The organism is Bartonella queenslandensis AUST/NH15 (assembly GCF_000312585.1).
Taxonomy (GTDB): Bacteria; Pseudomonadota; Alphaproteobacteria; order Rhizobiales; family Rhizobiaceae; genus Bartonella; species Bartonella queenslandensis_A.
Map to the genome: position 1 here is coordinate 195,962 of NZ_HE998013.1, position 11,205 is coordinate 207,166.

At 41.2% G+C, this 11,205-nt stretch carries 17 protein-coding genes; 1 reads left to right on the top strand and 16 read right to left on the bottom strand.

What is annotated here, in order from left to right; all coding sequences use genetic code 11:
* A partial coding sequence (locus tag BN338_RS11310; protein ID WP_039761154.1) for an antA/AntB antirepressor family protein occupies positions 1-444 on the bottom strand: 444 nt, incomplete at its 3' end.
* A 407-nt stretch (positions 445-851) separates the two neighbouring features.
* Between BN338_RS11310 and BN338_RS08870 the strand changes: the two genes are divergently transcribed.
* On the top strand, positions 852-1,352 hold the full coding sequence (locus BN338_RS08870) for a hypothetical protein (RefSeq protein WP_039761156.1): 501 nt from the start codon (positions 852-854) through the stop codon (positions 1,350-1,352).
* 124 nt (positions 1,353-1,476) lie between these two features.
* On the opposite strand, the gene BN338_RS08875 is transcribed toward BN338_RS08870, so the two are convergent.
* The 15 genes from BN338_RS08875 to BN338_RS08945 form a co-directional block, all read right to left on the bottom strand.
* The gene (locus BN338_RS08875; RefSeq protein ID WP_039761158.1) at positions 1,477-1,761 is read right to left on the bottom strand and encodes a hypothetical protein; all 285 of its coding nucleotides are present in this window, start codon (positions 1,759-1,761) and stop codon (positions 1,477-1,479) included.
* A 9-nt stretch (positions 1,762-1,770) separates the two neighbouring features.
* A complete protein-coding gene (locus BN338_RS08880) occupies positions 1,771-2,205 on the bottom strand; it encodes a Bbp16 family capsid cement protein (protein ID WP_039761162.1) in 435 nt (144 codons plus the stop codon).
* 18 nt (positions 2,206-2,223) lie between these two features.
* A complete protein-coding gene (locus BN338_RS08885; RefSeq protein WP_051018525.1) occupies positions 2,224-3,258 on the bottom strand; it encodes a major capsid protein in 1,035 nt (344 codons plus the stop codon).
* A gap of 21 nt (positions 3,259-3,279) precedes the next feature.
* Entirely contained in the window at positions 3,280-3,975 is a 696-nt protein-coding gene (locus BN338_RS08890; RefSeq protein WP_051018526.1) for a hypothetical protein, read from the bottom strand.
* Complete coding sequence (locus tag BN338_RS08895) at positions 3,968-4,282, bottom strand: Bbp19 family protein (protein ID WP_051018527.1); 315 nt, start codon at positions 4,280-4,282, stop codon at positions 3,968-3,970. The genes BN338_RS08890 and BN338_RS08895 overlap by 8 nt, the downstream gene beginning before the upstream one ends.
* A 3-nt stretch (positions 4,283-4,285) precedes the next feature.
* A complete protein-coding gene (locus BN338_RS08900; protein ID WP_198003697.1) occupies positions 4,286-6,007 on the bottom strand; it encodes a portal protein in 1,722 nt (573 codons plus the stop codon).
* A complete protein-coding gene (locus tag BN338_RS08905) occupies positions 6,008-6,328 on the bottom strand; it encodes a hypothetical protein (protein WP_039761168.1) in 321 nt (106 codons plus the stop codon). It abuts the gene before it with no gap.
* A gap of 15 nt (positions 6,329-6,343) precedes the next feature.
* Positions 6,344-6,859 (bottom strand): hypothetical protein, encoded by a 516-nt coding sequence (locus BN338_RS10890; protein WP_051018528.1) that lies wholly within the window; start codon positions 6,857-6,859, stop codon positions 6,344-6,346.
* 3 nt (positions 6,860-6,862) lie between these two features.
* Entirely contained in the window at positions 6,863-8,194 is a 1,332-nt protein-coding gene (locus tag BN338_RS08915; protein ID WP_039761171.1) for a terminase large subunit domain-containing protein, read from the bottom strand.
* On the bottom strand, positions 8,175-8,504 hold the full coding sequence (locus BN338_RS08920) for a hypothetical protein (RefSeq protein WP_039761173.1): 330 nt from the start codon (positions 8,502-8,504) through the stop codon (positions 8,175-8,177). The genes BN338_RS08915 and BN338_RS08920 overlap by 20 nt, the downstream gene beginning before the upstream one ends.
* A gap of 189 nt (positions 8,505-8,693) precedes the next feature.
* Positions 8,694-9,119, bottom strand: coding sequence for a type II toxin-antitoxin system VapC family toxin (locus tag BN338_RS08925; protein ID WP_039761175.1), 426 nt, complete (start codon positions 9,117-9,119; stop codon positions 8,694-8,696).
* The gene (locus BN338_RS08930) at positions 9,116-9,382 is read right to left on the bottom strand and encodes a hypothetical protein (RefSeq protein WP_039761177.1); all 267 of its coding nucleotides are present in this window, start codon (positions 9,380-9,382) and stop codon (positions 9,116-9,118) included. The genes BN338_RS08925 and BN338_RS08930 overlap by 4 nt, the downstream gene beginning before the upstream one ends.
* Before the next feature lie 119 nt (positions 9,383-9,501).
* Positions 9,502-10,131 carry a hypothetical protein gene (locus tag BN338_RS08935; protein ID WP_083868466.1) on the bottom strand — a complete coding sequence of 210 codons (630 nt, stop codon included), beginning with the start codon at positions 10,129-10,131 and terminating at the stop codon, positions 9,502-9,504.
* Between the two features lie 22 nt (positions 10,132-10,153).
* Complete coding sequence (ssb, locus tag BN338_RS08940) at positions 10,154-10,603, bottom strand: single-stranded DNA-binding protein (RefSeq protein WP_039761179.1); 450 nt, start codon at positions 10,601-10,603, stop codon at positions 10,154-10,156.
* A 198-nt stretch (positions 10,604-10,801) separates the two neighbouring features.
* A partial coding sequence (locus BN338_RS08945) for an LbetaH domain-containing protein (RefSeq protein WP_482762595.1) occupies positions 10,802-11,205 on the bottom strand: 404 nt, incomplete at its 5' end.

The window sequence follows — 11,205 nt, forward strand, 5'->3', positions numbered from 1 at the left end:
TTCGTAAGCCTTAACCTTTGGCGCCTGCTCTTGCACCTTGCTTTCTAAGGCAATAACCTTTTCAACATTATCCAAAAGCAGTGTCTTTAAATGACTAGGGTCATTTAACATCTCCTGCACGTTAACGGGAGTCTTAGCTTGCCGTTCACACTCAATGAAGTATTGCCGTGCTTGCTTGCCCTTCTCATTGCGCTCAACCATGGAAAGCTCTTTTGCCATATCTAGTGAAAGGTGATATTCCTTAGAAGGACGTCCACCTGAACTTTCGCTCAAAAATGAGCAAAAGTCATATCCTTCTTTAAATTTATAATCTTGGATACGCCTAGTCATCCAATCTTTAAAGCTAGTTTTCACTTCTAAGAACGCATGCAGATCACGCGCGTTTACTGTTTGAACAGTTGCCTGCCCAATCGTCTGTTTTGATATTGTAATGAGATTAACCATGAAAGGTCTCCTTATCATTTAATGTTTCTTAATGAAGACAACCAAAAGGCTGCCGGGTGCTAAGAAACACGGTGATAAGTCCGTCGTTACGCTTTTCCCATAAGGGTATTGTATGGCGTAACCACACCCGGCAAGCATTACTAATGCACGAAAGTGTGCATAGAGTCAAAAATTATCGCGGGGAAAGATCATTTCGGCAATCTATCCGCTTATCACTAAAGTGTTTCTTAGGCACTTGCCCTAAGGAATCATAATAAATGAATATTGTCAATGAATATTTTGAAAAATATTTTAAGTGCCGTTAAGATGTCCTTTACTTTATTGCTGGACGTTATGACTTGAATACTTTATTTGTTGAAGTTTCACTCAATTAAAAAAATTGCATAACCAAAAAATCGGGGGGCGTTGTGAAGACAATTCATATATTGATTTCTTTTTTAATTCCGCTAGTGTCTATTATTATTATACCTTTTCTCGGGATAACGCTAACTGCCACAACACTGCAAATTTTTGCGATGTTTTTCTTTGTTACATTCATCTTTTATATAGCCACTATTGCCTTTTTGCGTAATTCCTCCTACCTTAAAAATCTGCATGAATACATAGATGAAACGTCACAGCAACGCGGCACCCATATGCTGAAATCTTATCTGCGTGTTGGTTGCTATTGCTGCATGTTTTCAATCATATCATTTGTTTTTTTCACATTAATTGTGCACAAATATGGAGATGAATTATACATAGCTCTCTGGCCTGATAGCGGTGATCTAAACTCCATTGATATAACAAATTTGGTAGGCTTCGTTCTCTTTGGGATAGCCGCACTGAATATTTTTTACATGCTGCTTTTAACGCGCACCGTTATTGACGGTATGATTGAAGAAACTGAGGAAAAAAATTCTAAATAGGTGTATCCAAATTTGGAGAGAGCTGTCTTCATTGCCTGCTCACAGAGAGCGTTTTGTTAAAATTTTAAGAAACGTTGCTGCTTTCCAAAGCAGGCGGGAGCGGTCCCACCCACCTCCTTTTGTTTCAAGCTTTGTTTGCTTGTGGTTTTCCAGGGCGTTTGTTTGGCTCAAGATCTTGCTTTGTATCTACAATTTCTTGCTCAACCTTTGTCACAACCTCTGGCTTAGTCTCTGGCACAGCCTCTGGCATAATCGTTTCTGGCATAGCTTTTGGTGGTGAATGAGTGCTCTCACTTCCTGCCACCCGTTCAAGGTGGTCATTTTGCGCTCCATTATATTCAAAGCTTTCACCTTTGTGCCGAACGGCTTTGCCAACAAAACATGTTGTCTTTGCCTTATAAATCGGCATAAATCCTCCCTAGATATTCTGCATGGTCGCAGGGTAGACTTTCATTCCATCCTGGACGGTTTCAACAAGAGTGGCGCTCACCTTTCCGCTTGTATTCGTCCCCTCAACAACATATTTCGCCCCAAGATAACGCTTGCCTGTTGAGCCAATAATAGGAGGAATGGTTATGAAAAGTGCCTTTCCTTCTGATAATTTTTCAACTGCGATAGCACCTGTTGTGCCAATCACTGTCTCGCCCGTTTTAAAGCCCTCATTATCAGAAATAACCAATTGAAACTCCACACTTGTTCCTCCTTTAAAGGACTGTGGAATTGAAAAATACATGTAAAGCGGTTTTCCCTCTCCAATGTCTCGTTGTGTGGATAAGTCAATGCTGCCATACGAATAAGTGGTATCTTTTATCGTCTGTTCTTCGCTGAGTGTTAAAAAATCATCTGTAATCATCTCTGTTTTTCTCCTTCATTATTTCACAACTTCTTCAGTGTTTAAGAGCGCATCAGCACGACGCAATGGCACGCCAAGGAAATCCACCCATGAATGAGGCTTTCCAAATTGGGTCAGCCCCTTTTCAATTGTCACAACAGCTTGACTCTTTTCCAAGCCCGCCCGAGCAAGTCCTTTATGAACAGATCTGTTCATATAAAAAGCAGGACGCCCAAAACTGATATTGGGAACATGATAAACGGCATCAGATAAAAGATTGATCAATGCTGTAGAGGCACGAGGGGCTTGCGTTCCCTTCTGCTCCTTCAAATCATTCACATCGATATTGGCAATACGCACCACATAGCGCCAATCCTTGACAACAAGACCGTTCTTCCATTGATAGCGTGTCTCATAACCACGATATTTTCCACCCTCGAAATCAAAGATATCAATCTCCCCTAAATCTTCATGAATAAGCCCCGCTTTTGAGCCTTTTGGAAAATGGCAATAGACTGTCTGATCTCCCCAAACCACCAAATAGACAGAAGTATTGTTTGAGCCACGCCCGCCTGCATCTAGGATATTCGCTCCATTGGGTGCACTCTTATCGCTATAACGGGGGGCAAGCCCAAGAAAGCTTTGCGGATTCGTCGCTGGATTACCATAAAAGAGCGTCTGCACTTGTTCTTGATTCATCGACTCCAAAAAAGCCGTATCTTCTGATAAACGGAATTGTGAGGCATTTCCATTCAGGATTGCTAAATCTTTATCCACGCTTGAGCGCGCTTCCAACATGCCACAAGCCTCATCAACTTGCGCTGTGGTTGATTTACTGGAGGGAATCCCTTTATTAAGAGCACGCCAATAAACTGTCGGTAACCCTGTGCGAACAACAACGCGTTCGCCGGTGGGTAAATTCCCCTCTTTATAAACGGCATCCTGCAAAATTTCATTGGTTTGAGATAAGAGATTCACAATAATGGGAATCTTACCATCAGGATCCTGTCGCTTAGACCAATCGACAAGAGTAAGGTTAGAATTTGGCAAAGAGGTTGTTTCTGGTTCCATCATAGATTTCCTTCAAAGTTAAGATTAGTTGTTGTCGTAAATGGCGCGTGCCATGCTATCAAAGTCTTGGAGTGTTTTCTTTCCCGTCCCTGCCCCTTGAGAACTCCCGACATAGCCGTCTTCGCTCATGTTCTTACCCACCCGATAAAAAGCGCGGATAAGTTCAGGGTGGTTGCCAAGCCTCGATTGGTTTAAAAACTCTTTCAATTCTGGTGAGCCAAATTGCCCCATAGCTTTTTGAGCAATGGCAAGGTTTTCTTGTAACTTCTCACCACCAAACTCTTCATCATTGGTTGAGGCTGTGACAAATTCTTGAGAAAATACCTCCATGCGCTCTTTTTGTCTTTGAAGGGCCAGGGGCACCATTTTATCCATAAACTTATCCAGAGCGGCTTGAGAAAGATTAAGTTCTCTTGCCGCCTCCTTTAATCCATTCTCGATAACGGGATCAAAATCTGCGCCTTCAAATTCTTTAAAGCTATAGTTTTCAGGTGCACCAAGAATTTCAGAAGATTTTTGATCAGCTTCATTTTCTTGGCTCTTCCTTTCATTTTTTGTCTCTCCCTCCCCCTTTTTTTGTGGCTCTTGCTGCTCTTGTTCTGGTTTACTCAATGGTATTTCTGGTTCACCCATATTGTCATAAAGCTTATCAGTAACCTCTTCCTGAGGCATAGTTTGCTGCCCTGTTACAGCCTCGGCATGTGCTTGTTCATCAGACATTCTTTGTATTCTCCTTTATCATGGTTTGGTAAAGTTCAGGGCATTCACGGGTAAGGCTGTCTAGCAAACGAAGTCCCATTTCTCTTTTGCCCTCACTAAACGCCATAGCAAGTGCATTTTCACTATAAGAAGAGCGATAAATGCCTGCATTGTTAAGCAGGCGCCAAACAATGGCACGCCCCATTTCTTCCTGCATTAACCACTTGATTTCAGCACACTCTTTCAAGCGGCTTTGCCTCATTTTTTCACGCAGGTCTTCCTCACGTGCAGTGCGCGACTGCAAGTCTAAGGGATCAAAATTTTGCATCGATTATCTTTCTAAAGGTGAAGGGGAATTATAACCACTAAACTGGTTTAAGACATCCATAAGAGCATTTTGCCCACCCTCTCCCGTAGGCGATTGCGCCAATTTCTGAGCAATATTCGCCTTCTGCTCTTCCTCTTCCAACTGTTGTTGCTGTTCTTGGGCTTGTGCTCGTTGTTGACGAATGAGAGCAACTTGATCATTTGCCACAATCAAACGAGGATCAACACCAAGCATATCGCTATAGGCATCAACCCAATTATCTCCGTCAAATTTATCCACGACTTCCGGTTTCATTTGCGCCACCATGCCAAGACTGCTCACAAAACGGTCAATACTGTTTGTCCCAATAGCGCGCTGTGCTTGCGCAAGCATGGAAATAAACTCAACGCTTAAATCCATTCCTTGGATTTCTTGCGGCGCTGGAGGCAAAATTTCACCTTCTACCATTTTGGCAAAAGTCACATCAATCAAAGGGCTCAAAAGCTCATTATGTAAACGCTCTAAAACAGGACCAAGCATTAACAACTTTTCTTCATGGCGCTCAGCGACTTCTGTGGCTGTCATACGCGTATTATCCGCCTGAGAAAGCATCAAAAATAAATCGGCATAGAAAGAGGAACGAATGCGCTGTCGCACATCTTGAATATCCATTAAGAGATAATTCATATCCAAGCGCGTTTCATAGAGTGGACGAATACCTCCCGTAGATTGATCAGCAAAGGTAATGCCTCCTGGAAGTGTATCCACTTCATGATTTTTTAAACTTGGGGGAACTTGCAAGGGCATTTTATTGGCTAGATCAATTCCAAGAGCCTTATTATATTGCTCATGCTGGAGCTGATGAATATCCCCTAAACATTCCATGGCTGGACTGTGTCCATAAATATCACCGCTTTGCAATTTCCAACGCGGTGCAAGTGCTGGAAAATACTTAAATCCCCCTTCCCTTAAATATTTATTCCCACTCCCTCCTGCTTCAAAATAATAGCTCCCAAAAGGCATATTGAGCGCATCACGCTTAGAAGAATCTCTATCAGCTCTAGGCTCTACAGCATGAATGAGGGTAATCCATTCGTCAAGGCTGCCACGGTCGTATAATTTTTGAACCGATTGACTACAATTTTTATAGCCAAACTCACCGACAATCTCTCCAACAGTCTTTTGAAATTCGCGGTAAAGCGTATTCACCTTGCCCTTATAATCCGTTGCAAGAGCATATTCCCCAATGGGGATAGGATAATGATGAATGATATTATGAAAATCATGCAATGTCAGCGTTGCTGACGTCCCAAAGGCGCCTAATTCCTCATACATTGTGTGTAGAGTGCTGTAAGTGTTTGATTTCGTAAACACACGCTGCATCAGCTTTGCCACATTATCCAGCCACACTTTGACCGGTTGGTAAGTGTTTAATTCAGGATCTGAAGTCCCAAGCCGAAACCATTGTCTTGCAGGCGAGGTTGCCCCACTCATCATACCTGCACCAAGAATAGAGAGAGCATGTATCGCTGAATTATCATAAATGCGGTTGTGCTTTTTTTGCCCTTTGTTTCGATCACTCACGAAAAAACGCCCACTGCGTGGCAAAAGGCTCTCGGATATTTCTTGCCAATGAGGAACCCAAGAGGCACGCTCACTTTTAAGTTGTTTATGGCGTGACAAAAGTTTAGCACGTTCGGGTGGCTTAACCTTTCGTGTCTCTTGAACACTATCCTCTTGCATCATTTACTGTCCCAACAGAGTGTTTTTCCCAAGACTAAGCTCATCAAAATTAATCCCCTTTGCGCCCGTAAGCATGGTAGAAGAAGAGGCACCCTTTCTTGCTTTATCCAGAAGGGCTTTCTTATCGGCATTCTTACGGTTTGCCTTATTCAATTCTGCCTGACTCATTTGCCGCTGCTTTTCTGCGTCTATCCTCATTTGTTCCTGAGCACGTTGTTGGCTCTCTAACGCTTTCCTATTTTGTTCTTTAACCTTCTCTGCTTGACTCATTCCCCAAATCGTAGTTCCTACACTTGCAGCAATACCTACAGCGATTAATGACATGACATTCTCCTATAATTAAGATTGATCTGTGATGAGGATCTTATTATCCGAATTTGCTAAAGATGAATTCAGAAGATCATCGGTTAATTCTCTCTCTGCTTCTTCAACGGTTTTTGCTTTTGTGGCATAAGCAAGCGTTCCATAACTGTCTTCCACGGCATAAATAACGCTTTTGCGGTTTGCCAACCCCATGATCACTCTATGCCCCTTTAAATGAACCACTTTACCACCCACGAATATGTTGATATTGCCATGGATAATTAATGTTGTCGGTTTCTTAACAAGAGCTGTGGTAAAAAGAGATCCCTTCTTCACAAAGACTGTCCGGCTGTAAACCCCTCCATGCAAAGTATGGTGCGTATCAGTGTAAATCTGTTCCTCTTCAGAACAATTCTGAACCGCCTGTTCAAATTCTCGCATGACATTGAGATCATGTTCACAGGGCTCTGTAAGGCTCACCGGAGCAATGATTTCTCCGCTATCTTCAATGACTTCAAGTTTTGTCTCTATCAACTTTGCTAAGTCGTTCATTCTTCACCACTGGTTATTGCGTTCATAAGGGTTGTATTCCTTGCGCTGTCTTCTTTGAAGATTACGCATATCCATGTCATGGCGGCTTACGACAGGGTGAGAAAAGGTTAAAGCGAGTGCGTCCGCCTCATCGGGTGAAGCGCCACCACTGAGCCTCTTTTTGATCTCTTCTTTTGACTCTAAACAAACTTGCCCATTGGCATTAAACCAATAAACAGGCGTTGCTAATTCTTGTTTTAGTCCTGAGCGATTGGGTATTGCGCCACCACCACAGAGCCACTCCTTCATAGCACACCAGATTTCAGTACGCTTATTCACGTATCGACTTGTGCTTGCTTTGCCTCCAAAAGACACCTCAATTACGTCATGACCAAGCTGTCGTAAACGGTCAATAACCCCTGCTCCACCACCACTGTCAATGAATACCGCATCAGCCTGCCATTCTTGCATAACATGAGCCACACGGCTTGCTAATTCCATATTATTCAGCCCATGGAAAACGAGAGGCTCAAAAGCTTGCACACCTTGGCGTTTAAAAATAACACTTCTGTCATTTCCAAAACGAGCAGGGTCAACTCCTATGATCTTTGGAGCATAAAGAACATCATGCTCACCATAGCGACGGCTTGTGGCTCCCTCAATATCTGTCATACTGATTAACTGATCATCGCTTGCGGCTTCAAAATCACAAAGATATTCACGCGCAAAAGCCTTCTCTGACATGTCTGCCTGCAGCCGTTTGACTTCCTCGGGATCAATGGTCTGCGTATCATTCACCGTATAGGAAGCTCTAAACCAATCTTTCTCTCCTTGTGCACCGTAAAACAATTCGCTGAACAGATTAATACCCTTCGGCGTCCCAATAAATAAGGCCCATCCCAAGCGGTCAGATAAAGCCGGCTGTATAATCTCACTCCAAACTTCTGGCTTGATCTGCGCTACTTCATCAATCACACAACCATCTAGCCGTAAACCACGCATGGCGTCAGGATTATCAGCCCCAAATAAGCGGATTTCTGCATGGTTATGCTTAAAAGTAATTTTGAGCTCTGATTCACCAATCTCGACAGCATTCAGCTCTATAAGAGGCAAAAGCTTACGCTTTAACCGCCGCCACACAATGGTCTTAGCCTGGTTGCGGTAAGGAGCTACATAAGCAAAAAACGGCATCTCCTTTGTACATCTCATCGCACTATCGCAAAGCTCAATGAGAGAGAATTCGGATTTTCCTCCGCGTCTATGCAAGGCAATAACATTGAACCGCTTGAGCCTTAGATGACACTCTCTCTGCCACCGTCTGGGCGTGTAATCAAGCCTAACCCGCAATCTCTTCATGACCTAATATTTCAGGCTTGCCCGTTTCAACAACAATATGAAGCCCGCCACCACCTTCACCAGTCACTTGCAAGGGCAATACCTTTCCAAGCAACGCTAAATAAGCCGTTGGGCATCTCACTGCCTGTTTTTCTAAATAAGAAATCAAACCATCATTACCATATTTTTTACCAGCACGCTCTGCTGCTTTAATGATTGCCTCTTTCAAAAGACGTGTATTCTTATTCGGCACGCCTTTAACACGTCCCTGACCTGCTCTTGGTGGCGTTTTTTTGGATTGTGGAGCCTGTTTTGTATTTTCTGCTGTCATCCAATACTTTCTCCAAATAACAAAAAACCCCGCAAAACGCAGGGCTCTAAATCATCATGTCAATTTAACAAATCATGTCAATTTCATAAAAGGAGTTGACGAAGAATTCTCTGCTGTAATTTTAGACGCAGCTCTCCCGTATGATTAATCGCATTTTAATTAAAGTTTTTCGCAAAATCAAGAAAAAAATTAAGCCCTACGAATATCCGTATGAATAAAGTCATTTCCTTTGAACAATAAAGGCAATTTATAGTTGACAGCGCAGGCATATGCAAAACAATCTCCCATGTTTAATTGTGCTTTTTGTCCTGTTCCCTTGCCAAATTTTTGCTTTGCATCAAGAGCCTTCTCAGCTTCATTTTCAGATAAAGTGATCATAGAAATTCTATATGCCATGAAAAACTCATGCACAGCAAGCCTACTTTCTTTGAGCGTTGTTTGTGATATTGGCTTACCCTTCGGTGTATTGAACATACAAAGCCCCGATACTGCCTCAAATTTTGCCATAGCAGATGAATAAATTTTCTTGGCTGATTTTAGTTTTTCATTAAAGAATGCGGCTTCTGGTTCTTCGTTAATAATTGCTATAATTGCTGAAGCATCAATAAACATCATGCTCCCCCACTCAAATCATCAAAAAAAACCTTCTTCTCTTCTTCGCTCCAATGGGGGTTATTTTTTCTGACTCTCGTTCTAAATCTTTTTTGTATCGCTTTTATTTTATCGTCTATAGAGGGCTCGTTCCGTTTTTGCTCTTGTAAAAGCAACATTCCTTTTTCGACGGTATCACGCAAACTTTTAAAACCGTTCTCATTCTTTACTTGTTCAACTAATTCCCTAACACGAGGATCAGCGATGAATAGAGATTTCCCTAGCATATTATTATTCCATTAATATAATTTTTTGATATGATCATATTATTTATATAATATTATTCATCATATTTTGCACGAAAAATCGCTAATTTAAATGTTTTTCGCTCTTTTTCTTCCTCAACCTACATATGCGATAATGACCGCCATATATAAGCTTTTTCCCCTGTTGCATTGATCTTTTGTGGATTGAAATGTCTATAGAGAATATCACATAAAAGACGTAAATCGACCATGTAATGAGACATAGCAATATCACGTAAGATCACATGCTTTATAATGATCTCGAAGTTTGCATGAGGATTATCTCTTTGCCCCTCTACAAGTGCTTTATTGACATCATCATAACGCTGAACTGCTCGCTGATACCATTTCTCATATCCACCATTATCATTCAGTAAAATGACTCCTTTTTCCCATTCAGCTCCCGGTGAAAGGAGTGCTTGCTTATATTCATTCACCACGTGAAGGTATTTTACGATAGCGTCATATTGATCAGGTGTAATGCCCTTGCCTGGTTCCTTTTCGTTTAAGAGAACCAACCTGCCTAAATTGGTAGCGGACCGTGGGTCTCTTGCCTGTTCAAGACTTAAACCCATTAATCTCGCCCTTGCTTCAAGAGCTATTTTATCCGATGAACCTTTTGCTCTTGAAGATTGTTCACCCTGCTGTCGTCGATTGTCTTCAAGTTTTATTCTTCTCTTCTTCCTCTTGGCACGTAATTTCGCTGCTTTTGAACATGCTTTTGTTTTCATATCTTTTCCCATTCCAATCACTTTAAAATGGGATTTCATTCTCAAAAGAACCATGTGATGAAGTGTGTACCATTGCGGAATAAGTGCCCCCTACCTGCTGATTATTTTCCACACCTAAATTGCTTTGTCCCGACTTTTCTAAAAGTATAATCTCACCATGAAAAGCCTTTAAAACAATCTCTGTACTGTAACGGTCATGACCACTTTGATCTTGCCATTTACGGGTTTGTAATTGACCCTCAACATAAACCTTTGAACCTTTGCGTAAATATTGAAGAGCAATTTTTGCCAAATGTGGATTAAAAACCACAATGGAATGCCATTCAGTTTTATCTACTTTTTGATGGGTCTTTTTATCGGTATAGCTTTCAGAAGTTACCATATGAAAATTGACTATTTCAGCTCCAGAATTCATTGTTTTGCTTTCGGGATCAGCACCAAGGCGTCCGATTAATGTCACTTTGTTTAGCATGTTTTTACTTACCTTAAATTTGTATTTAAATATGTGAAAAATCTTAGCATAATTTGTTTATTTTTTCAATTATTTCAAAAGGATATTATTGTTTTTTAACATATAAAATTATGTTTTTATCTTGTGATAAACATAAAGCCACATCACGCAAATGACATGGCTTTCTTTTCTGCTACAAAGCAGCCCCCGCCTCGTTATTTATGCTGCTTTTTTACTAATGGCATCATTACTACAAACATCCTCACGAAATATTTTCTTTTCCCTAAGAACGGCATTGCCATAAATTTTTACACCTTCAGCAATAATAGATCTATTAGAAACACATGCATCATCATAGATTTCTACTTTTTCATAAATTTGCGCATTCTCATAAACACGTGCATTGCCATAAATCTTGACATCTTTACAAACAATTGCTTTGCCATAAACTCTTGCTTGATCAAAAATATGAGCATCATCATATATACTAGCGGACCCTGATACTTTTGCATTGCCATAAACAAAGCCTTTCACATAAGCACTATGATAAACCTTGGCATTGTCATAAATTTTTGCCTCTATAAAAATAAAGGCTTTTCCATAAACCATGGCATTATCACAAA

What these genes read in the sequence shown, in the direction of transcription:
- BN338_RS08935 (WP_083868466.1), bottom strand. Translation starts at nt 10,131, where the DNA reads ATGAAAACAAAAGCATGTTCAAAAGCAGCGAAATTACGTGCCAAGAGG.
- ssb (WP_039761179.1), bottom strand. Translation starts at nt 10,603, where the DNA reads ATGCTAAACAAAGTGACATTAATCGGACGCCTTGGTGCTGATCCCGAA.
- BN338_RS08925 (WP_039761175.1), bottom strand. Translation starts at nt 9,119, where the DNA reads ATGATGTTTATTGATGCTTCAGCAATTATAGCAATTATTAACGAAGAA.
- BN338_RS08880 (WP_039761162.1), bottom strand. Translation starts at nt 2,205, where the DNA reads ATGATTACAGATGATTTTTTAACACTCAGCGAAGAACAGACGATAAAA.
- BN338_RS10890 (WP_051018528.1), bottom strand. Translation starts at nt 6,859, where the DNA reads ATGAACGACTTAGCAAAGTTGATAGAGACAAAACTTGAAGTCATTGAA.
- BN338_RS08875 (WP_039761158.1), bottom strand. Translation starts at nt 1,761, where the DNA reads ATGCCGATTTATAAGGCAAAGACAACATGTTTTGTTGGCAAAGCCGTT.
- BN338_RS08895 (WP_051018527.1), bottom strand. Translation starts at nt 4,282, where the DNA reads ATGCAAAATTTTGATCCCTTAGACTTGCAGTCGCGCACTGCACGTGAG.
- BN338_RS08885 (WP_051018525.1), bottom strand. Translation starts at nt 3,258, where the DNA reads ATGATGGAACCAGAAACAACCTCTTTGCCAAATTCTAACCTTACTCTT.
- BN338_RS08930 (WP_039761177.1), bottom strand. Translation starts at nt 9,382, where the DNA reads ATGCTAGGGAAATCTCTATTCATCGCTGATCCTCGTGTTAGGGAATTA.
- BN338_RS08920 (WP_039761173.1), bottom strand. Translation starts at nt 8,504, where the DNA reads ATGACAGCAGAAAATACAAAACAGGCTCCACAATCCAAAAAAACGCCA.
- BN338_RS08915 (WP_039761171.1), bottom strand. Translation starts at nt 8,194, where the DNA reads ATGAAGAGATTGCGGGTTAGGCTTGATTACACGCCCAGACGGTGGCAG.
- BN338_RS08905 (WP_039761168.1), bottom strand. Translation starts at nt 6,328, where the DNA reads ATGTCATTAATCGCTGTAGGTATTGCTGCAAGTGTAGGAACTACGATT.
- BN338_RS08890 (WP_051018526.1), bottom strand. Translation starts at nt 3,975, where the DNA reads ATGTCTGATGAACAAGCACATGCCGAGGCTGTAACAGGGCAGCAAACT.
- BN338_RS08900 (WP_198003697.1), bottom strand. Translation starts at nt 6,007, where the DNA reads ATGATGCAAGAGGATAGTGTTCAAGAGACACGAAAGGTTAAGCCACCC.